A 21117-nucleotide genomic window follows, 5' to 3' on the forward strand; every position below is an offset into this window, starting at 1 on the left:
AAAAATCAAAATACAGAAAAATCGAGTGCCGCGTATTGCTGCCGGGCAACCCCGGCGAACGCCAGCAGGGCCGGCAGCTGCGTGGCAAAGCCCTGGTAGCTGTGGTCGCCACCGGCCTGGATGCGCAGGGCACAGGCTCGGTAATAGCGTTCGGCGTCGCGATAGTCCAGGGTTTCATCGGCGGTCTGCAACCACACTTGATAGCGGCTGGGGTCTTTGAGTGCCGGCACTTCCAGTTCGGCCAACGCCTGCACATGGTCGTGGGTCAGCTCCCAGGTTTCACCGGTGTAGTGGTTACGCTGGCTGCCGAGATAGCCGTCGAAGCGCTTGTGCGGGGTGACTGCCGGGTTGACCAGCAGCGCCTTCAGGCCATGGCGCTCGGCCAGGTGGGTGGCATAGTAGCCGCCGAGCGAACTGCCGACCAGCAGCGGCGCACCCAGCTCGGCGATGGCCGCTTCGAGCTGGGCGATGGCCTGGCGCGGGTGATGGTGCAAGGCGGGCAGGCGCAGTTGGGCCGATAGCCCGAGCTGCTGCATCACGGCCTCTAGTTGGCGCGCCTTGGTAGACAGTGGAGAGCTGTTGAAGCCATGGATATAGAGGATGGAACCCGACATGCTGCCCCCGGAATCTTAGGCTTCGCGCCCGTGGGTGCGGGCGCAGGGATGCGCAGTGTAGCGTGTTCGCCGGGTTTTGGCGCCGCGCCAGGTTTTTCGCAACAATTTCAGCGGTGCCTTGCGCCCCAATCGCCGGCAAGCCGGCTCTCACTGGGCCTTCATGTGGGAGCCGGCTTGCCGGCGATTGGGCTGCGCAGAAGCCCCAGTTTCTCAATACCCCGGGCTGTCAAAGTCGAGCCTGACCTCGAAGTCCGTCGCTCGCTCCACCCCGGTTTCCAAACGCCCGTCCGCATGCAGGCGCAGCCACCGATACCCCGGCTGCTCCTCGCTCACCTTGAAGTCCTCGCTGCGCGCCGCGAACTGGATGCAGGTGGACGGCGTGGCCAGCAGGCGCAGGCCATCGCGCACTTCGTCCCATGGCTGGTGGATATGCCCCCAGAGCAAGGCCTTCACCTGTGGATAACCCGCCAGCCGCTGCATCAGCTCATCGGCATTGCGCAGGCCGATCGGCGCGATCCAGGCGCAACCGATATCCACCGGCTGGTGGTGGCAGCACACCAAGCAATGCCGCTCACCTGCCGTTGCCAGGGCCTCGTCGAGCACGGCCAACTGGTCCTGCGCAAGCAGCCCATGGGTCGCCCCGAGCACGGCCGTGTTGAGCATCACCACGCGCCAGCCACCCACGTCGGTCACTGCCTGCACCAGTTGCGGCGCCACCTCGGCCATCACCCGCGCCTCGTCATGGTTGCCCGGCAACCAGCGTGCAGGCGCCCCCAGCCCGGCGGTCAGATCACGAAATGCCTGGTAGGACGCGACACTGGCGTCCTGGGACAGGTCCCCCGTGCACAGCAGCAGGTCGATACGCGGCTGCTCGCGCCGCACCTGGTCGATCACGTGGCGCAGGCTGTCGCGGGTGTTCAGGCCCAGCAGCGTGCCCGCCGGGTCGGCGAACAGGTGAGCGTCGGTCAGTTGCACCACATGCACGGGTGCCGGGGAAGGGTCTGGGTGCGGCAACGGCCGTCTCCTCGAGCGGATTCAGCGGGAATTATGGCGCTGCAGCCGCGCCGCGCAAACCGTCGAAGCAGACTGCCGTCACATTTCAGCGCACACTTGCCAGTTCGTGGCCGCAGGCCAGGCAGTGGCTCAGCCATTCGCCGAGGAACAGGTTGAGCTGGGCTTTCTCGTCCGGCTGGTGCATCGCTTCGTTGGGATACGGGTAGATGCTGCGCAGGCGCCGGGTGTGCTCGGCGCTGACCACTTCGGCCATGCGCGCATCGTGGTACACCTGCACTTCCAGGTGCGGCACCGGCAGCCAGGGCAGGCTGTGCTCCTGGCGCACCCGCAAGGTGGTGGTGTAGGGGCAGGCCAGCAACACGTCGAGCACCAGCACGCCCAGCATCTGGTCGCCCTGGGTCATGCCGATGCGTCGCGAACTCTGGGTGGTGCGCATGTCGGGCAGCAGGCGCATGAGCCGGGCATAGTTGGCCTCGCAGGCTGCTTGCAGCCCGGCCAGGTCGACCCGATAACGCTCACGCAGCAGGTTCACTTCCACATACCTCGGACTTCATCGCGGTTCAGGGCCAGCCATTGCAGGCCGATGATGGTCGCCGCATTGCAGATGCGCCCGTCGCGCACGGCTTGCAGGGCATCCTCGAACGACCACACGCGTACCCGGATGTCCTCGCCCTCCTCCTCCAGGCCATGCAGGCCACCGGCGCCTTCGCTGGTGCAGCGCCCGAGGAACAGGTGCACGTATTCATCACTGCCGCCCGGCGAGGGGAAATAACGCGTCATCGGCCACAGGGCACTGAAAGTCAGGCCGGCTTCTTCCTCGGCTTCACGGTGGGCCACTTCTTCCGGTTGCTCGTCCTTGTCGATCAGCCCGGCGACCATCTCGATCAGCCAGGGGTTGCCGACCTTGTCCAGCGCACCCACCCGAAACTGCTCGATCAGCACCACTTCATCGCGCTGCGGATCGTAGGGCAGCACGCACACGGCGTCGTGCCGCACGAACAGCTCACGGCTGATCTCGCGGCCCATGCCGCCAGCGAACAGCTCGTGGCGCAGGCGCAGCTTGTCGAGCTTGTAGAAGCCCTGGAAGCAATTGGCCCGCTCGATGATCTCGAAGCCCTTGGGCACTGAATTGAACGCGTCTGACATGGAAATCCTCATTACCTCAACTACCGCTTCGCGCCATCCTACTCTGCACGCCTGCCGGTTTCATCCCTTTCCGGCAACCGTTCGCCCAGTCGGGACAGCACGCCTTCTCTCTGTTAGCTTAGTGGCGAACTGAAGGCCGCGCAGACGGTCAAAGGCCGACTTTTCCCTGTTCTGCAAGGATCATCATGACACTTGTCAAACTGACTTCCGTGGCGGTGCTGGCCTTGGCCCTGGGGGCCTGCCAGAGCCTGTTCACACCCAACTACCGCGCCCCGCTCGAGGTCAAGCGCGACGCCTGGGAGCACATCAAACCTGGCTGCAGCGCCAGTGACTGCCCCCTGGTGAACATCGACACCGTGCACTTCCCGGCCCTGCCAAAACTCGACGCCATCGTCGAGAAGCGCCTGCTGCAGCTCACCGAAGACAACCAGCATGGCACCGCGCCGGCCACCTTGCAGGCCTACGAGCAGCAGTACCTGGCCAATGCCGACAAGCGCAACAGCAGCTACCTGCAAGCCAAGGTACGCGAGCAGCATGACGGCCTGGTGATCGTCGAACTGTCGAGCTACCTCGACAGCGGCGGCGCCCACGGCATGCCTGGGCGTGCCTTCATCAACTATTCGCGCAAGCAGGACAAGGTGCTGACCCTGCAGGACATGCTGGTGCCGGGCCAGGAAGACACCTTCTGGAAGACCGTGGAAGAATCCCACCGCGCCTGGCTGATCAGCGTGGGCATGGACAAGGACGCCGAGTTCGTCAAGACCTGGCCGTTCCAGAAGTCCCCGCACATCGCCCTCACCTACGGCGCGGTAGTGGTCAAGTACGAGGTCTACACCATCGCGCCCTATTCCATGGGCCACGTGGAGCTCAAGATCCCCTACCCGCGCCTGAACGGCGTGCTCAAGCCTGAACTGTTTCCCGGCCGCGGCTGAAGCTCAGTAGCGCATGCAGCCCACCTGCCAGCAGCAGTGCTGGCAGGGTCGCACCCAGCGACGGCGCCTGCGCGGCGATCAGGTGATAGACCGCAACACCCACCACCCAGGCCAGCAGCGCCTGCCAGTGCAGCCCGTCGATCTGTGCCGGGGCACGGCGGCGGCGCACCAGGTAGTGGTCCACCAGCACCACGCCGAACAACGGCGCGAACACCGAACCGATCAGCAGCAGGAAGTTCTCGTACTGCGCCAGCGGCGCCAGCAGGGCGATCAAGGTGCACAGCACGCCGATGGCCAGGGCCAGGTGCTCGACCTTCACCGGCACCAGCAGGCCGCTGGAAACGGCAGCCGAATGGATATCGGCAAAGGCCTTTTCCGACTCGTCCAGCAGAATCAGCAGCAACGGGATGCCCATGCCGGCGCCCGCCAGGGCCAGCAGCAAGGCATTGACCTCGCCGCTCGGGGCAAAGGCCAGGGTGTAGGCCACGCCCAGGCTCATCAGCCAGGTATTGCCAATGAAGTAGCCCAGCACGGTGCCGCCGAACACGCGCTTGGCACTGCTGGCAAAACGCGAGTAGTCGGCGATCAGCGGCAGCCACGACAGGGGCATGGCGATGACGATGTCAAAGCCCACGGCCAGCGACATCGAACCATCGCCACCGCGGTTCCACAATTGGGCCAGGTCGGCCTTGGCGAACAGGTTCCAGGTCAGCCACAGGCAAGCGCCCATCAGCACCCAGATGCCCCACTTGCGCAGGATCTTGCGCACGAAGGCCAATGGCCCACTGACCGCCAGCAGGGTAGCCAGGCCGCCGAAGCACAGGGTCCAGAGCATCGGGCTGTTCCACAGGCTGTGTTCGCCGAAGGTGCGCGCGCCCAGCAGGCTGGCGGCGTCACGCATGACGATGATTTCGAACGCGCCCCAGCCCACCAGTTGCAGCAGATTGAGCAGCGCCGGCAGGCGTGCGCCGTGGCGGCCCAGGCTCAGGCGCAGGGTGGCCATGGCCGAGAGGCCGGTGTCACTGCCGATCACGCCGGCGGCGCCCAGCAGCAGTACGCCCACGCCCGTGCCCAGGGCGATGGCCAGCACCGCGCCGGCCAGGCCCAGGCCGGGGGCGAGCATGGCGCCCACTTGCAGGACCATCAGGCCGATGCCGAGGGAGAACCATAGGGAGAACAGGTCGCGGGCGCCGAACGGGCGCTGGCTTGAAGGGACCGGGTGGTCGGGGGAAAAGTGGCTGGGGGTGGTCATGCTGATTCGTGCTCGCCAGAAAAAGTATTGGGGCCAATCGCCGGCAAGCCGGCTCCCACAGAAGGGTGTGGGAGCCGACTTGCCGGCGATGCGGTGCGCCGTGCGCACCGCCCGATTGTTGTTGTCAAACCTTGTGGTACAGCTGGCTGCCTTCCTGGCGGAACCGCTCGGCCTGCTCGCGCATGCCATCCTCGACCGCCACATCCACCGCCTCGATGCGCTGGTTGGCGGCGTATTCACGCACTTCCTGGGTGATCTTCATCGAGCAGAACTTCGGCCCGCACATCGAGCAGAAGTGCGCGACCTTGGCCGATTCCTTGGGCAGCGTCTCGTCGTGGAAGGCCCGTGCGGTGTCCGGGTCCAGGCCCAGGTTGAACTGGTCTTCCCAGCGGAATTCGAAGCGCGCCTTGGACAGCGCGTTGTCACGAATCTGCGCGCCCGGGTGGCCCTTGGCAAGGTCGGCGGCGTGGGCGGCGATCTTGTAGGTGATGATGCCGGTCTTGACGTCGTCCTTGTTCGGCAGGCCCAGGTGCTCCTTGGGCGTGACGTAGCAGAGCATGGCGCAACCGAACCAGCCGATCATCGCCGCGCCGATGCCCGAGGTGATGTGGTCGTAGCCCGGGGCGATGTCGGTGGTCAGCGGGCCGAGGGTGTAGAACGGCGCCTCGTCGCAGCACTCCAGCTGCTTGTCCATGTTCTCCTTGATCAGCTGCATCGGCACGTGGCCCGGGCCTTCGATCATGCACTGCACGTCGTGCTTCCAGGCGATCTTGGTCAGCTCGCCGAGGGTTTCCAGCTCACCGAACTGGGCGGCGTCGTTGGCGTCGGCGATCGAGCCCGGGCGCAGGCCGTCGCCCAGCGAGAAGCTGACGTCGTAGGCCTTCATGATTTCGCAGATCTCGTCGAAATGCGTGTACAGGAAGTTCTCCTGGTGATGCGCCAGGCACCACTTGGCCATGATCGAGCCACCGCGGCTGACGATGCCGGTCACCCGCTTGGCGGTCAGCGGCACGTAGCGCAGCAGCACGCCGGCGTGGATGGTGAAGTAGTCCACACCCTGCTCGGCCTGTTCGATCAAGGTGTCGCGGAACAGCTCCCAGGTCAGGTCCTCGGCGATGCCGCCGACCTTTTCCAGCGCCTGGTAGATCGGCACGGTGCCGATCGGCACCGGCGAGTTGCGGATGATCCACTCGCGGGTTTCGTGGATGTGCTTGCCGGTGGACAGGTCCATGACCGTGTCCGAGCCCCAGCGGATGCCCCAGGTCAGCTTGGCCACTTCTTCCTCGATTGAGGAGCCCAGCGCGCTGTTGCCGATGTTGCCGTTGATCTTCACCAGGAAGTTGCGGCCGATGATCATCGGCTCCAGCTCCGGGTGGTTGATGTTGGCCGGGATGATCGCGCGGCCGCGGGCAATTTCCTCGCGCACGAATTCGGCAGTGATTTCTTTCGGGATGCTCGCGCCGAAGCTGTGGCCGGCGTGCTGCTGGCTGAGCAGGCCGGCGGCGCGGGCCTCCTGCAGCTTCATGTTCTCGCGGATGGCGACGTATTCCATCTCGGCGGTGATGATGCCCTGGCGCGCGTAGTGCATCTGCGTGACGTTGGCGCCAGCTTTAGCCCGGCGCGGGTTGCGCACGTGGGCGAAGCGCAGCTTGGCCAGTTCGGTATCGTTCAGGCGCTGCTGGCCGAAGTTGGAGCTCAGGCCGGCCAGGCGCTCGGTGTCGCCGCGGGCGTCGATCCAGGCCGAGCGCACATCGGCCAGGCCTTTGCGCACGTCGATGATGACATTGGGGTCGGTGTACGGGCCGGAGGTGTCGTAGACCAGCACCGGCGCATTGCTTTCGCCGCCGAAGTCGGTGGGCGTGTCGTGCAGGCTGATTTCGCGCATGGGCACGCGGATGTCCGGGCGCGAGCCTTCGACATACACCTTGCGCGAACGCGGGAAGGGCTGCACCGACTGCTGGTCGACTTGCGCCGACTCGCTGAGGTTGATCGTTTTTTCTTGTTTGCTCATCACAGGCTCTCCAGACGTCTTCCTTGCGGGTGGAATGTCGGGGAGAACCTGAAAGACGCGAACGCACCCCTTGACGGGTGTGCAGTGCCGGATGGAGGGGTGCCTTGAGCTGCATGCAGCTGCGACATTCCCGGACCTGGCACAAGAGGCTCCCCGGGAAGGCGAGCAATCTTGTTCCCTACGCAGGCGCTAACCTGATCAGGTTCAACGGGATCCGCACCTCTGCGATCTCAGCCTTTGCTTCAAGGCACCCCGACAAGAACATGCGCAGTCTAGACTGGAGTGGTCGGCTAAGCCAAGCGGGTAAAACGTAGCGATGATGAAAGGCGCACTCGGCGATTGTTGCCGACTGCTCACGGCACTACACTGGCCCGTCATTCGATACTCAACAGTTCAGAAATTACAATTTCGTACAAGGATTGCCTCTTATGCTGCGCAAACTCTCACTGGCGATTGCCGTGTCTTGTGCGTCCAACGGAGTGGTCTGGGCAGCGGATGTGCCCACGACGGTGAAGACCGATCTGGTCAGCGTCTACCAGGAAGCGGTAGACAACAACGCCGATCTTGCTGCCGCCCGCGCCGATTATGGCGCCCGCCGCGAAGTGGTGCCCCAGGCCCGCGCCGGCCTGCTGCCGAACCTCTCGGCCGGTGCCGAGATGCTCAGCACGCGCACCAAGCTCGACGAGCCGTCGACCACCAGCAACCGCAGTGGCAACTCGTGGAACGCCACCCTTTCGCAGCCGATCTTCCGCGCCGACCGCTGGTTCCAGCTGCAGGCAGCCGAGGCGGTCAACGAGCAGGCGGCGCTGGAGCTGTCGGCGACCGAGCAGAACCTGATCCTGCAGACCGCGCAAAACTACTTCGCGGTGCTGCGCGCCCAGGACAACCTGGCCGCGACCAAGGCCGAGGAGGCCGCCTTCAAGCGCCAGCTCGACCAGTCCAATGAACGTTTCGATGTCGGCCTTTCCGACAAGACCGACGTGCTGCAGTCCCAGGCCAGCTACGACACCGCGCGCGCCAACCGGATCATCGCCGAGCGCCAGGTGCAGGATGCCTTCGAGGCGCTGGTCACGCTGACCAACCGCGAGTACAGCTCGATCCAGGGTGTGGTCCACACCTTGCCGATCCAGGTGCCCACCCCCAACGACGCCAAGGCCTGGGTGGAAACCGCCGGGCGCCAGAACCTCAACCTGCTGGCCACCAACCATGCCGTCGACGCCGCCGAGGAAACCCTGCGCCAGCGCAAGGCCGGGCACGCGCCGACCCTCGATGCGGTGGCCCGCTACGAGAAAGGCGACAACGACAACTTCGGCTTCAACAACCCCTCGCCCTTCCCCGGCCAGCGCTATGGCGGCGACGTTGAACAGACCAGCATCGGCCTGCAGCTGAATATCCCGATCTACAGCGGCGGCCTGATCAGCTCGCAGGTGCGCGAGGCCTATCAGCGCCTGAGCCAGAGCGAGCAGCAGCGCGAAAGCCTGCGCCGTCAGGTGGTGGAGAACACCCGCAACCTGCACCGCGCAGTGAACACCGACGTGGAGCAGGTGCAGGCACGCAAGCAATCGATCATTTCCAACCAGAGCGCACTGGAAGCGACCGAAATCGGCTACCAGGTCGGTACCCGCAATATCGTCGACGTGCTCGATGCCCAGCGCCAGCTGTACACGTCGGTGCGCGACTACAACAACAGCCGCTATGACTACATCCTCGACAACCTGAGCCTGAAGCAGGCCGCCGGCACCCTGAGCCCGCAGGATTTGATCGACCTCAAGCGCTACCTGAAGGCTGACTACAACCCGGACAAGGACTTCCTGCCACCGGACCTGGCAGCCGCTGCCGCCAAGAACTTCGAGCGCAAACCCTAAGCTACCGGCTCGGCCCTGAAGGGGCGTCTCTTCAGGGCTTGCCTAGCATTTCTGACAGTTACGCAGCTTTGCACTTCCTCCTACATTCGCCGAAAGCGTTCGCCAACATCGGCCAATGAGGATGGAAAGAACATGAACTGCAAGCAGAACCAGCAGAACCCGGACTTCATCTACCTGGACAAGACCGGCGAGGTCGGCACTGTCAGCCTCGCGCCGGGATCCAAGGACTTGCTGCTCCTTACCGGCAACTCGGCCTTGGAGGACAGCGCCTTCACCGTGACGAGCCTGGATCGCGAAAAACAGGAAACCTTGCTGGCCACGCACTATTTCGAGCCAGGTGACGAGCTGTTCTTCGGGCTATCGGCCCAGCCCCGCCAAGACGGCACCCTGTTCCTCGCCGGCGCGCTGTGGGGCGATGATCTCTACCCGGCGTTTGCAAGGCTCAAATCGACCGGCTCGCTGGACACCTCGTTTGGTGACTGTGGCACCAAGGTCCTGCGTGACCTGGCATCGAGGCAGGCTACCCCGGCCAGAGCCTTGAGCGTCCAGACAACGGCGATGGCAAGCTACGCTGCACCCTCGTCCACCTCCCACATCACCCTGCCGGGCGGTGGCTACCTGGTCGCTTCGGCAGAAACCGGTTACTTGCTGCGCCTCAAGGAAAACGGCGACCTCGACAGCAGCTTCGGCGATGGCGGCAAGCTCAAACCAGCGCCACAAGGCGCCGAGGGTTTCGAACTGACCAATGCTGCGCTGCGCAGCGAAGACGTGATCGTGGTCATCGGCAATGCCGGCGCCAAGGGCATTCTTGCCACCTACGACATGTCCGGCAGGCCGATCGATGGCTTCAACGGCAAGGGAGTGGTGACGCTCGAGCATGAAGACAGCGTGAACCTGATGAACCTGACCTTCTCGCCCGACCAGCGCGCGGTGACGGTCGTTGGCATGACTCACGTGAATGGCCAGCGAAGGGCGCTGGTGGCGCGGCTCGATGCCCTCGATGGCAGCCTCGATGCGGGCTTCAACCACGGCCGCCCCTTCCACCTCGAGCTCAAAGGCTACGAGACCTCGTTCCTGCAGGTGGCCTCGCGACTGAACAAGGGCCAGGAGGAGCGAATCTACGCTGTCGGTGGCGTCATTGCCTTCCCCACTCCAGGTTTCGTCGCTGCCGCTTTCGACCAGCATGGCCTGGTGCAGGAAGAATTCCCGGAAGGCGTGGTAATCGGCAAGCAAACCACACTGGCAAACAGCATGCTGTTGCTGCAGGACCCTCCCCGCCTGGTAGTCGGCGGAGGGATCCGCATGAAGGACAGCAATGACTTCCAGGGCTTCGTGGCCCTCTATCCACTCAGCCTGTGACAAGCCGCCCCAGGGCGTCCAGCAACCGCTGCAGCGCCCCCTGATTACGCTGCATCACCGCCTGCCCGGCCGCGCCCATGCGCCGGGCATCCTGCGGCAGCTCGATGAGCCGCCGCACGGCCTCTGCCAAGCCATCGGCATCATCCACCTGCTGCAGGGCGCCTGCCTCGCGCAGCATCGCGCTGATCTCCAGGAAGTTGAACACGTGCGGCCCCATGATCACTGGCAACGCCAAAGCCGCAGGCTCGAGCGGGTTGTGCCCGCCGGTGGCGACCAGGCTGCCGCCGACGAAGGCGATGTCGGCCAGCGCATACAGGAACAGCAACTCGCCCATGGTGTCGCCCAGCAGCACCTGGGTCTGGGCGTCGACCGCCGTGCCGGCGGAACGGCGTACCGTGGCGAACTGCTGGCTGCACAGGGCATGCACCGCATCGAACCGCTCGGGGTGGCGCGGCACCAGGATGAGCAGCGCATCGGCGTGCACCTGCAACAACTTCTGGTGCGCCTGCAGGATCACCGCATCCTCGCCCTCATGGGTACTGGCGGCGATCCACACCGGGCGCTGGCTCGCGCCCCACTGCTCACGCAACGCCCTGGCGCGCGGCAGCAGTTGCGCGTCGACCTTCAGGTCGAACTTGATCGAACCTGTCACCTGCACGCACTCGGCGCGGGCGCCCAGGTCGCGAAAGCGCTGCGCCTCGGTTTCGGTCTGCACGGCGATCAGGTTCATCTCGGCGAGCATGGGCCGGGTCAGCCTGGCAAAGCGTGCATAGCCACGGGCCGAGCGCTCGGACAAGCGGGCGTTGGCCAGGGCCACCGGAATGCCGCGCTTGGCGCACTGGTGGATGTGGTTGGGCCACAGCTCGGTTTCCATGATGATGCCCAGGCAGGGGCGCACATGGTCGAGAAAGCGCCCCGCCGCCCACGGCAGGTCGTAGGGCAGGTAGCAATGCTGGATGCGCGGTTCATCGGCGAACAGGGCGCGAATGCGCTCGGAACCGGTCGGGGTCATGCAGGTGAGCGTGATCGGCAGGTCCGGGTAGGCCTTGAGCAGCGCGCGCACCATGGGCGCGGCCGCGATGCTTTCGCCGACCGATACCGCATGCACCCAGATGCCGCCCTGGCGCATGGCCGGCAGGTTGCGGGCAAAGCGCTCACCGATACGCTGGCCATAGGCCGGCGCCTTGCGGGCACGCAGGTACAGGCGCAGCGCAACCAGTGGCAGGCCCAGGTGAAACAGCAGGGTATAGAGAGTTCTGTTCATGGCGGCGAAGTCTACCCGATCGCACGCAGGTGTACCGCAAAGCGCTCGGCCAGCCATTGCGCGGCCGGGCCCAAGGGCTCGTCGCGGCGCCAGGCCAGTTCCACCACCAAGGCGGGCGGGCGCCATTCGCTGTGCAGCTCGACCATCTGCGCCTGGTAGGTGGGGTACTGCACCACATGCCGCGGCAGCCAGGCCCAGCCCAGGCCACGCATCAGCAGTTCGGCCATGGCGTAGAAGCTGTCGGCGCGCCAGACCTGCGGGCTGATCGCCTCGCCACCAGGGTAGCCGCTCTGCTGCGGGGTGATGAGCAACTGGCGGTGGCGCGCCAGCTGCTGGCGGGTGACCCGGCCTTCACGCGCCAGCGGATGGTCGACCGCACACACCGTGACCATCTCCACACTGCCCAGGGTGCGCCGTTCCAGCGCGGCGGGCATGCTTTCGTGGTGGAAGAACAACCCCAGGTCCGCGCGCCGCTCCGCCAGCTTGCGCGCCACGTCGCCCTGGGCACCGCTGGCCAGTTGCACTTCCAGGTGCGGGTAGCGGCTGGCCAGCTCGTCGAGGCTGTCGATGACCGGCTGGTAAGGCATGGCTTCGTCCTGGGCCACCCGCAACAGCGCTTCCTGGCCACGCATCAGGGCCAGCGCCCGGCCATCCAGGTGCTCGCACTGGCGCAACAGTTCACGGGCATCCTGCAGCAGCGCTGTGCCGTTTTCGGTGAGTTTGGGCTGCCGGCCACTGCTGCGCTCGAACAGGGTGACGCCCAGGTCGGCTTCCAGCAGCGCAATGGCATTGCTGACCGCCGATTGCGCCTTGCGCTGCTCGCGCGCAACGCCAGAAAACGACCGCAGTTCGGCCACCCGGGCGAACAGCCGCAGTTGCTCCAGGTCCCAACGTTCTGCCATCAACCTATCTCCCATAACGATAGGCAATGACTTTACCGCATCCGAGGGGCGTCTAGAATGCTCGACCAGTCACCGGAGAATCGCACCATGAACGCCTACACCTACCTCGCCATCGCCATCTGCGCCGAAGTCATCGCCACTGCCTCCATGAAGGCGGTGAAGGGCCTGAGCACGCCGTTGCCGTTGCTGCTGATGGTGGTCGGCTATGGCATCGCGTTCTGGATGCTGACCCTGGTGGTGCGCAGCATCCCGGTGGGCATCGCCTATGCGATCTGGTCGGGCCTGGGCATCGTGCTGATCAGCGTGGCCGCGCTGGTGGTCTACGGGCAGAAGCTGGATGTGCCGGCGATGCTGGGCATGGCGATGATCGTTGGCGGGGTGGTGGTGATCCAGCTGTTCTCGAAAACTGCCGGGCATTGATGCGGGCTGTATACTTGCCAGCTGTCCCAGTCTTCGAGGTACCGCCATGCCAACCGCCATTTCCACTGACGTGCTGATCGTCGGCGCCGGGGTCGCAGGCCTGTGGCTCAATGCCCGGCTGCGTCGCCTGGGCTATTCGACCGTGCTGGTGGAACGCGCCAGCCTCGGCGGCGAGCAGACCATCAAGTCCCAGGGCATCATCCACGGCGGCACCAAGTACGCCTTGCACGGCGCCCTGACCGGCGCCTCCGAGGCCATCGCCGACATGCCGCGGCGCTGGCGCGAAGCGCTGGCTGGCAGCGGCGAGCTCGACCTCGGCCGCACCCGCCTGCTGTCCGATGCGCATTACCTGTGGTCGCCCGGCACCCTGGCCGGCAACCTCACCAGCTTCTTCGCCAGCAAGGCCGTGCGCACCCGGGTCGAACAGGTCAAGGGCGAGCAGCTGCCGCCGGCCCTGCAGGACCGCGCCTTCAAGGGCAAGGTGTATCGCCTGGCCGAGCTGGTGATCGACGTGCCCAGCCTGCTGGCCAACCTGGCCGAACTGGCAGGAGACAGCCTGCTGGCCGGCGAGCGCATCGAACCGCTGCGCGAAGGCGACGAACTGCTCGGCCTGCGCGTCGACGGCCGCGAGATCCGCGCCCAGCGCGTGGTGCTGAGCGCAGGCGCCGGCACCGAAGAGCTGTTGCACGCCCTGGGCCTGCAGCAGCCCGCCATGCAGACACGCCCACTGCACATGGTCATGGCTAAAGGCGCCAACCTCAAACCGCTCTATGCCCACTGCCTGGGCGGCGGCACCAAGCCCAGGGTGACGATCACCACTCACCCGGCCGCCGATGGCCAATGGGTGTGGTACATGGGCGGCGACCTGGCCGAAGCCGACGGGGTCGCCCGCGAGCCCGCCGCGCAGATTGCCGCCGCGCAGAAGGAGGTCGCCCAGTTGCTGCCGTGGGTCGACCAGAGCCAGGTACGCTGGGCCACCCTGCGGGTGGATCGCGCCGAACCTGCGCAATCCGGCCTGGTACGCCCGGACAACGCGTTTCTCGCCGACCAGCAGCGCCTGCTGGTGGGCTGGCCGACCAAACTGGCCCTGGCACCAGACTTCAGCGACCGAGTGATCAGCCACCTGGAACGCGACGGCATCCGCCCCCAGGCCCAGGCCGACCTGGCCGACCTGCCACGCCCGCCCCTCGGCGTAGCGGCCTGGGAGCAACTGCTGCCATGACCCTGCCGACCCTGCACGACTTCCACCGCCCCCTGGGCAGCACCGGCTTCACCGTGTCGCCCCTGGGCCTGGGCACGGTCAAGCTCGGCCGCGACCAGGGCGTGAAATACCCCTCCGGCTTCACCATCCCCGGCGACGACGAAGCCCGCCTGCTGCTGGCCCAGGCCCGCGAGCTGGGCATCAACCTGATCGACACGGCGCCAGCTTACGGTCGCAGCGAGGAACGCCTGGGCCCACTGCTGCGCGGCCAGCGCGATGAATGGGTGATCGTCAGCAAGGTTGGTGAAGAGTTCGAGAACGGCCAGTCGCACTTCGACTTCAGTGCCGCCCATACTCGCCGCTCGGTGGAACGCAGCCTGCAGCGCCTGGAAACCGACCGCATCGAACTGGTGCTGGTGCATTCCGACGGCAACGATTTGGCGATCCTCGAGCAGACCGAGGTCTACCAGACCCTCGCCGCGCTCAAGCAGGAAGGCAAGATTCTTGGCTTCGGCCTCTCCGGCAAGACCGTGGCCGGCGGCCTCAAGGCCCTGGAGCAAGGTGATTGCGCGATGGTCACCTACAACCTCAACGAGCAGGCAGAGCGCCCGGTGCTGGACTACGCTGCCGAGCACGGCAAGGCCATCCTGGTGAAGAAGGCCCTGGCCAGCGGGCATATCTGCCTGGCGCCGGGTGTCGACCCGGTACAGGCCAGCTTCGAGTTGCTGTTCTCCCACCCGGGCGTGAGCAGTGCTATCGTCGGCACCATCAATCCGTTGCACCTGGCCCATAACGTGGCCACCGTCGCCCGCATCCTGGGCCAGCATTGAGTTGACCCCACCCCAGGGCCTGGAAACGGGCCCGACGCAAGGAGGAGCCTCGTGCCGCGTACCCTGATCCGCAAGAACCCGAGCAATTTCAAGACGCTGCCACTGCATGTCGAGGCCACGGCCGAAAGCCTGGTCTACCAGAGCATCGGCATGCCGCTGAACTTCGCCCAGACCCAGCAGCGGCGCAAGGCCATCCAGCTGCCCGACAACCAGCGCTTCGTGGTCGAGCTGGCCAACCTCGGCGTTTCGGTGCGCCTGACCCTGCACTGGCAGCAGCGTGATTACTGGGTGCTGGTCCGGCAACGCCGCCAGGACCGTGGCGATGTGGTGCTGAAGCTGATCTCAGGCTATGTCCCGGCCCAGGAACTCAACTTGCCGCTGCACACTGCCGTGCAGGAAGTGGCCGAGGAATGCCTGCTGGAAACGCCAGAGGGCTGGCTGGGCGGGCGCTTCAACGACACCTGGCTGCCGGCGCCTTATGCCGCAGCCCTGCATTACCGCGAAGCTCTGCCCTTCGTGCTGACGCCAGAATCCGGCGCCGCGCGCGCCGTACATTGCGGCAACCTGATGCTGTTGGAGCGCCCGCGTGCCTATGTTCACCTGCCAACGGCATCGTTGCAGCTGATCTACGACATGCGCCTGCAAGTGCCCAAAGAAGCCAAGAAGCTGAGCCTGTTCCACGTCGATGAACGGCTCGAAGGCGGGCAGCTGGTGGCACGGCTGAACCGCAAACGGCCAGACCTGTACCTGATGCCACTGCAAGACGGTCAGCCACTGGCCGAGCTGTACACGCTGAAGAAGGACGAACTGGTGCCGGCGAGCACCCGCGGGCTGTACCTGGCCGAAAGCTTTGCCAGGCAGAGCGGCTGGGTGGTTGCCGAAGAGCGCATCCGCTGGAAGGACTGGGTGAAGCAGCAGGGCCTGGTGGAGCGCAAGGCCGAGCCAGCCTCACACCTGCAGCGCTTTGGCGACAAGGCGCGGGCGCTGCTGGAGCGGGCGCGCACTACCCTGCACAAGTGATACGGGGCCGCCCTGCGGCCCCGGCTACATCAGTTCTTGCGGATTTTCTCGACGATCGCCGTGGTCGAGCTGTTCTCGACCAGCCCCAGCACTTTCACCGTGCCGCCATAGGCGCGGACGATATCGGCGCCGACCACCTGGTCGATGCCATAGTCACCGCCCTTGACCAACACATCCGGCTTGACCTGGCTCAGCAGGTTTTCCGGCGTGCCTTCGGGGAAGCTGATGACCCAGTCCACCGCACCCAGCCCCGCCAGCACCGCCATGCGCCGATCGACGCTGTTGATCGGCCGACCCGGCCCTTTCAGGCGGCTGACCGACGCATCGTCGTTGACCGCGACGATCAAGCGATCGCCCTGGGCGCGCGCCTGCTCGAGGTAGGTCACGTGGCCGGCATGCAGGATGTCGAAGCAACCGTTGGTGAACACGATCTTCTCGTTGTGCGCACGCGCGTCGTCGATCGCCAGCAGCAGCTGCTCCAGGCCCAGCACACCACGCTCGGAACCTTCCTCGCGCTGGATCGCGCGGCGCAGTTCAGGTGCGCTGATGGCCGCGGTACCCAGCTTGCCGACCACGATGCCGGCCGCGAGGTTGGCCAGGGCCACGGCATGCGGCAGGTCTTCACCCGCGGCGATGGCCGCCGCCAGGGTGGAGATCACGGTATCGCCGGCACCGGTCACATCGAACACTTCACGGGCACGGGCCGGCAGGTGCAGCGCCGGCTGGCCGATGCGCAGCAGGGTCATGCCATGCTCGCCACGGGTTACCAGCAAGGCACCCAGGTCCAGGTCCTGCAGCAGCTGCAGGCCCTTGGCGACCAGTTCGGCCTCGTCGGCGCAGCGGCCGACGATGGTTTCGAACTCGCTCAAGTTCGGGGTGATCAGGCTGGCGCCGCGGTAGATGGAGAAATCCTTGCCCTTGGGGTCGGCCAGCACCGGAATGCCCTTGGCACGGGCGGCCTGGATCAGGCTCTGGTGGTTCTTCAGCGCGCCCTTGCCGTAGTCGGACAGCACCAGCACCTTGACGCCCTCGAGCAGGCTGTCGACTTCCGTGCCCAGCGACAGCGGGTCGGTGGCGAAGGGTTCTTCGAAATCGATGCGCAGCAGTTGCTGGTGGCGGCTCATGACCCGCAGCTTGACGATGGTCGGCTGGTGAGCGATGCGCTGGAATACCGAGCGTACGCCGGCGGCCTGCAGGCTGTTGGCCAGGCTGTCGGCGGCTTCATCCTGGCCGGTCACGCCGATCAGCGAAGCCGGCGCGCCCAGGGCGGCGATGTTCAAGGCAACGTTGGCCGCGCCGCCGGGGCGATCCTCGATCTGATCGACCTTGACCACCGGCACCGGCGCTTCAGGCGAAATACGCGAAGTACCGCCATGCCAGTAGCGGTCGAGCATGACATCGCCGACCACCAGTACCGGGGCTTGATCGAAACGCGGCATGGACAACTTCATGGGCAACCCATATGAAAATAATGAACAGGGGCAGGATATTAGCACAGGGCAGACGAGGGCTTTACGGCCAGATCGGGCCCTGGAAAATTCCAGTGACAATCGGGGCCGCAAGGCCCCGATCAAGGTAGGCTCAGGTGATATCGGCCTTGGTCGGCTCGTCCAGGCCCATGGCATGCAGGCGGGCATAATGGCCATTTGCAGCCAGCAGCTCGGCATGGGTGCCACGTTCCACCAGGCGGCCCTGGTCCATGACCAGGATCTGGTCGGCCTTCTCGATGGTCGACAGGCGGTGAGCGATCACCAGGGTGGTACGGCCTTGCATCACGTGGTCCAGCGCGGCCTGGATATGCCGTTCGGATTCGGTGTCCAGGGCCGAGGTCGCTTCGTCGAGGATCAGCAGCGGGGCGTTCTTCAGCAAGGCCCGGGCAATTGCCAGGCGCTGGCGCTGGCCGCCGGAGAGCAGCACGCCGTTTTCGCCCACCTCGGTGTCGAAGCCTTTGGGCAGGCGGTCGACGAACTCCTTGGCATAGGCGTCGGCCGCTGCCGCTTCGATGTCCGCGCGCGGGGCGCCGGCCAGGTCGCCGTAGGCGATGTTGTTGGCCACCGTGTCGTTGAACAGGGTCACATGCTGGGTCACCTGCGACACGTGCTTGCGCAGGTTGCGCAGGCGATAGTCCTCGATTTCCACGCCATCGAGCAGGATCTGCCCTTTGCTGTGGTGATAGAAGCGCGGAATCAGCGCCGCCAGGGTCGACTTGCCGCTGCCGGAGCGGCCCACCAGGGCAATCATCTGCCCAGGTTCGGCGACGAAGCTGATATCGCTGAGCACTTCGCGTTCGGTGTTCGGGTAGGTGAAGCTCAGGTTGCGCACTTCCAGGCGCCCCTGCACGCGCTCCTTCTCGACCGTGCCGGTATCGAGCTCAGGCTCCTCGTCCAGCTGCTCGAAGATGCTTTCGGCGCCGGCCAGGCCCTTCTGGATGGTCGAGCTGACTTCCGAAAGCTGGCGGATCGGCTTGGGCAGCAGGCCCGCGGCCGTGATGTAGGCCACCAGGTCACCGGCGGTGGACTCACCGCGCAGGAACAGCACCAGGAACATCAACGCGGCCATGGCGCTGTAGATCACCAGCTGCAGCATCGGCGTGTACAGCGAACCGGTCTTGGTCATGCGCAGCTGCTTGTCGGTGTTGCTCTGGCTGGCGCGACCGAAGCGCTGCTGCTCGTAGGCTTCGCCGCCGAAGCTGCGCACCACGCGGTAACCCTGGATGGTTTCGGACGCGACGTGGGTCACGTCGCCCATGGCCACCTGGATCTTCTTGCTCTGCTTGCGGAATTTCTTGCTGGCGACGCTGACCATCACCGCGATCACCGGCAGGATGGCGACCATCACCAGGGTCAGGTGCCAGTTCATCCACAGCAGGTAGGCGAACAGGAACACCACCGTCAGGCCTTCGCGGATAACCACCTTGATCGCGTCAGTGGCGGCGCCGGTGACCATGGTCACGTTGAAGGTGATGCGCGAGATCAGGTGCCCGGAGTTGTGGTTGTCGAAATAGCGGTTGGGCAGTACCAGCAGCTTGTTGAACAATTCGACGCGCAGGTCATGCACCAGGCACAGGGAAACCTTGGCCAAAAAATAGTTGCCCAGGAACGACCCCAGCCCCTGCCAGGCGGCGATCAGGATGATCAGCAGCGGCACCGCCTGCAGCAACTGCAGGTCGCGCAGGTACGGCACGTTGGGGAACAACACCGCTTCGGGGTTGCTCAGGCCATCGACGAAGTATTTCAAGATGCCGGCCAGCATGGGCTGGGTCGAGGCAAAGATCACGAAACCGATGATGCTCAGCAGGAAAATGCCGACATAGGGTTTCACGTAGCTCAGCAGCCGGAAGTAGATCTTCAGGCTGGAGGAATGCTCCGCCGGTCGCGGTGTTTCGGCCATCATCGAGCTCGCTGTTCAGGTTGAACCGGAAATTTTACCACAGGCGCCCTTTTCGGCACGCCCCCAGGGTAACAACATGGCCAGGCCGACCGTCAGCCAGCTGACGAACCATTCGGCGCGCGGGGTTCCGCTGATGCTGGCGGCATCGAACTGCATGGCCAGGGTCGAGTAGACCCACAGCGCGAGCAGGATCTTGCCCATCAGGGTATTCCGGGCACGCACGATTTCGCCCAGGGCGAACAGCCAGGCGGCGACCCACAGCAGCATGCCGGGCAGGCCTATCTCGATCGCGACGTGGGTGAACATGTTGTGCGAGTGATCGAACACCTTCCTCGCCGTTCTCACATCGTATTCGGCACCCAGCCCCAGCCCCGTCCAGGGACGCTCGCCGATCATCTGCAGCACCGCCTGGAAAATCTCCGGACGATAAGAGGAGCCACGCTGGGTGATAACGTCGTAGACAAAGAAAAAGGCAAGACCGGTGGCAAGCAATGCCAGCACCGCGAAGAGCCGGCTATGACGGTCACGGAACCACAGCGGCGCAAGCACCACGGTAATCAGCAACGCCAATACCGCGCCACGGCTCTGGCTGAGCGCAATGAACGCTCCCAGGCACGCCAATGCCAGCACCCAGCCAAGCTGGGCGGCGCGCTGCCGAGGCATTTGATAGAGCAGCATCAGCACGGCCGCCCCTATTACATAGGCGCCGAGAATCGGGTGCGATATTTCACCGATGCCTTCGATACGATTCAGCAATGGCCGGCCTTGCACGCCATAGAACTTGACGATAGAGATCAGTGCGGCAATCGCCAGCAAGCCAGCACCGAGCTGCAGCAAGCAGCGAATGCGCGCGAGCCCGGCCTGGGCCAGCAAGGGGAACGCCATCAGAAACACCAGGATGTAGACCAGCCGCTTCACCTCACGCCCGGGATCCGGTGCAGTCGACCACACCAGCGTCAGCCCCGCCCACACCATCAATGCCAGCAGAGAGGCCCATAGCGCCGGCTGGAGCCGGAACGCCTGCAGATACACCGCCCGCGCCGACCACGCGAGCACCAAAGTAGGCAGCCATAAAAACAGCACCAGGCCTTGTTGATAAATCTTGTTGCTGGGCGCCAGGGCGATCGCCGCCACGAACCAGACCAAGCCAAAACCCAACCAGGCCCGTGCCCAGTTTTTTTCGTACAACATCCATTCCCCCGGTCACTCAAAAGACACCATCATGGTGCTACCGCATTATTTTCGGCATTATTGCCGGTCATTTTGTTCGCCAGACGACAAGGCTCAATTCATGCAATGCTCCCGGCTCAACCAGGTCGACTTCGATCAGCTGACACTTGGCGCCCAGGTGATAGAGGCAGACAGCCATGGCGCCAAAGTCTACCTGCTCGAGGATGGTAATTTCCTCAAGGTTTTTCGTCGCAAGCGCCTGATTTCATCTGCACTGCTGCGCCCTTACTCACAGCGCTTCATCGACAATGCCGAACGCCTTGCGCAACTGGGCATTCCCACCCTGCAGGTGATCAGCTATCACAAGCTCGACCTGCCAGGGCGCACGGCGGTGCTGTACCGCCCGCTGCCGGGGCGCACGCTGTTGCAGATGTCGCGCGATATCGACTTCAGCTGGGCCACCTACCTGCCGCGCCTGATCGAACTGATTCGCCAGCTGCACCGCAGCGGGGTGTATTTCCGCTCGCTGCACCTGGGCAATGTAGTGGTAACGCCTGACGATCGCCTTGGCCTGATCGACGTGGCAGACATGCGTTTCCTGCGCCCGCCGCTGTCGGCACGGATGGTTCGGCGCAATGTGCAGCACATGGTGCGCTACATCGAACGGGAGAAGCTCGGCGACCGCTTCCCGCTCGCCGACTTCGAGGCGGCCCTGCTGGCGCGCTGA

The 21117-nt window shown here is 65.1% G+C and carries 19 protein-coding genes and 1 riboswitch; of the genes, 8 read left to right on the plus strand and 11 right to left on the minus strand.

The genetic code is table 11. The annotated features are described in order from the left end of the window. Nucleotides 1-5: 5 nt before the first annotated feature. The 4 genes from L6D75_RS10585 to L6D75_RS10600 form a co-directional block, all read right to left on the minus strand. Nucleotides 6-614 carry a YqiA/YcfP family alpha/beta fold hydrolase gene (locus L6D75_RS10585; protein WP_176516120.1) on the minus strand — a complete coding sequence of 203 codons (609 nt, stop codon included), beginning with the start codon at nucleotides 612-614 and terminating at the stop codon, nucleotides 6-8. A 210-nt stretch (nucleotides 615-824) separates the two neighbouring features. Then, nucleotides 825-1628 (minus strand): 3',5'-cyclic-AMP phosphodiesterase, encoded by an 804-nt coding sequence (gene cpdA / locus L6D75_RS10590; protein WP_176516122.1) that lies wholly within the window; start codon nucleotides 1626-1628, stop codon nucleotides 825-827. Between the two features lie 85 nt (nucleotides 1629-1713). Further along, complete coding sequence (locus L6D75_RS10595) at nucleotides 1714-2166, minus strand: DUF1249 domain-containing protein (protein ID WP_027920723.1); 453 nt, start codon at nucleotides 2164-2166, stop codon at nucleotides 1714-1716. Beyond that, nucleotides 2157-2774, minus strand: coding sequence for an NUDIX domain-containing protein (locus L6D75_RS10600; protein ID WP_176516123.1), 618 nt, complete (start codon nucleotides 2772-2774; stop codon nucleotides 2157-2159). Before L6D75_RS10600 ends, L6D75_RS10595 begins: the two co-directional genes overlap by 10 nt. 185 nt (nucleotides 2775-2959) lie before the next feature. Between L6D75_RS10600 and L6D75_RS10605 the strand changes: the two genes are divergently transcribed. Next, on the plus strand, nucleotides 2960-3706 hold the full coding sequence (locus tag L6D75_RS10605) for an RsiV family protein (protein WP_176516124.1): 747 nt from the start codon (nucleotides 2960-2962) through the stop codon (nucleotides 3704-3706). On the opposite strand, the gene cytX is transcribed toward L6D75_RS10605, so the two are convergent. Next, nucleotides 3675-4958 (minus strand): putative hydroxymethylpyrimidine transporter CytX, encoded by a 1284-nt coding sequence (gene cytX, locus L6D75_RS10610; protein WP_176516125.1) that lies wholly within the window; start codon nucleotides 4956-4958, stop codon nucleotides 3675-3677. The genes L6D75_RS10605 and cytX overlap by 32 nt on opposite strands. A 124-nt stretch (nucleotides 4959-5082) precedes the next feature. Further along, nucleotides 5083-6969, minus strand: a complete 1887-nt coding sequence (gene thiC / locus L6D75_RS10615) for a phosphomethylpyrimidine synthase ThiC (protein ID WP_176516126.1) — start codon at nucleotides 6967-6969, stop codon at nucleotides 5083-5085. A gap of 158 nt (nucleotides 6970-7127) precedes the next feature. Continuing rightward, a riboswitch (TPP riboswitch) is annotated at nucleotides 7128-7234 on the minus strand. A gap of 163 nt (nucleotides 7235-7397) precedes the next feature. Between thiC and L6D75_RS10620 the strand changes: the two genes are divergently transcribed. Beyond that, a complete protein-coding gene (locus tag L6D75_RS10620; RefSeq protein WP_176516127.1) occupies nucleotides 7398-8834 on the plus strand; it encodes a TolC family outer membrane protein in 1437 nt (478 codons plus the stop codon). A gap of 132 nt (nucleotides 8835-8966) precedes the next feature. After that, nucleotides 8967-10193: a hypothetical protein gene (locus L6D75_RS10625; RefSeq protein WP_176516128.1), complete on the plus strand. Its 1227-nt coding sequence runs from the start codon at nucleotides 8967-8969 to the stop codon at nucleotides 10191-10193. Here the strand turns inward: L6D75_RS10625 and waaA are convergent. Continuing rightward, complete coding sequence (gene waaA / locus L6D75_RS10630) at nucleotides 10183-11457, minus strand: lipid IV(A) 3-deoxy-D-manno-octulosonic acid transferase (RefSeq protein WP_176516130.1); 1275 nt, start codon at nucleotides 11455-11457, stop codon at nucleotides 10183-10185. The two genes, L6D75_RS10625 and waaA, sit on opposite strands and share 11 nt — an antisense overlap. A gap of 11 nt (nucleotides 11458-11468) precedes the next feature. Beyond that, complete coding sequence (locus L6D75_RS10635) at nucleotides 11469-12359, minus strand: LysR family transcriptional regulator (protein WP_176516132.1); 891 nt, start codon at nucleotides 12357-12359, stop codon at nucleotides 11469-11471. Nucleotides 12360-12446: 87 nt separating this feature from the next. Between L6D75_RS10635 and L6D75_RS10640 the strand changes: the two genes are divergently transcribed. Genes L6D75_RS10640 through L6D75_RS10655 form a run of 4 tightly spaced genes read left to right on the plus strand, consistent with a single transcriptional unit; the run spans nucleotide 12447 to nucleotide 15830 of the window. Beyond that, entirely contained in the window at nucleotides 12447-12779 is a 333-nt protein-coding gene (locus tag L6D75_RS10640; RefSeq protein WP_054887895.1) for a DMT family transporter, read from the plus strand. Nucleotides 12780-12825: 46 nt separating this feature from the next. Further along, nucleotides 12826-14001: an NAD(P)/FAD-dependent oxidoreductase gene (locus L6D75_RS10645; protein ID WP_176516134.1), complete on the plus strand. Its 1176-nt coding sequence runs from the start codon at nucleotides 12826-12828 to the stop codon at nucleotides 13999-14001. After that, a complete protein-coding gene (locus tag L6D75_RS10650; protein ID WP_176516137.1) occupies nucleotides 13998-14810 on the plus strand; it encodes an aldo/keto reductase in 813 nt (270 codons plus the stop codon). Before L6D75_RS10645 ends, L6D75_RS10650 begins: the two co-directional genes overlap by 4 nt. Nucleotides 14811-14861: 51 nt before the next feature. Beyond that, nucleotides 14862-15830 carry a metal ABC transporter ATPase gene (locus L6D75_RS10655; protein WP_176516138.1) on the plus strand — a complete coding sequence of 323 codons (969 nt, stop codon included), beginning with the start codon at nucleotides 14862-14864 and terminating at the stop codon, nucleotides 15828-15830. A 29-nt stretch (nucleotides 15831-15859) separates the two neighbouring features. On the opposite strand, the gene hldE is transcribed toward L6D75_RS10655, so the two are convergent. From hldE to L6D75_RS10670, 3 genes are all read right to left on the minus strand, one after another. Further along, entirely contained in the window at nucleotides 15860-17281 is a 1422-nt protein-coding gene (hldE, locus tag L6D75_RS10660) for a bifunctional D-glycero-beta-D-manno-heptose-7-phosphate kinase/D-glycero-beta-D-manno-heptose 1-phosphate adenylyltransferase HldE (RefSeq protein WP_176516141.1), read from the minus strand. A 130-nt stretch (nucleotides 17282-17411) separates the two neighbouring features. After that, the gene (msbA, locus tag L6D75_RS10665) at nucleotides 17412-19220 is read right to left on the minus strand and encodes a lipid A export permease/ATP-binding protein MsbA (protein WP_176516143.1); all 1809 of its coding nucleotides are present in this window, start codon (nucleotides 19218-19220) and stop codon (nucleotides 17412-17414) included. Nucleotides 19221-19235: 15 nt separating this feature from the next. Continuing rightward, nucleotides 19236-20411, minus strand: coding sequence for an O-antigen ligase family protein (locus L6D75_RS10670; protein WP_176516145.1), 1176 nt, complete (start codon nucleotides 20409-20411; stop codon nucleotides 19236-19238). Nucleotides 20412-20511: 100 nt separating this feature from the next. On the opposite strand from L6D75_RS10670, the gene L6D75_RS10675 reads away from it, so the two are divergent. Then, nucleotides 20512-21117, plus strand: coding sequence for a serine/threonine-protein kinase (locus tag L6D75_RS10675; RefSeq protein ID WP_176516146.1), 606 nt, complete (start codon nucleotides 20512-20514; stop codon nucleotides 21115-21117).

Origin of the sequence: Pseudomonas faucium, from assembly GCF_021602585.1 — a bacterium.
GTDB classification, from domain to species: Bacteria; Pseudomonadota; Gammaproteobacteria; order Pseudomonadales; family Pseudomonadaceae; genus Aquipseudomonas; species Aquipseudomonas faucium.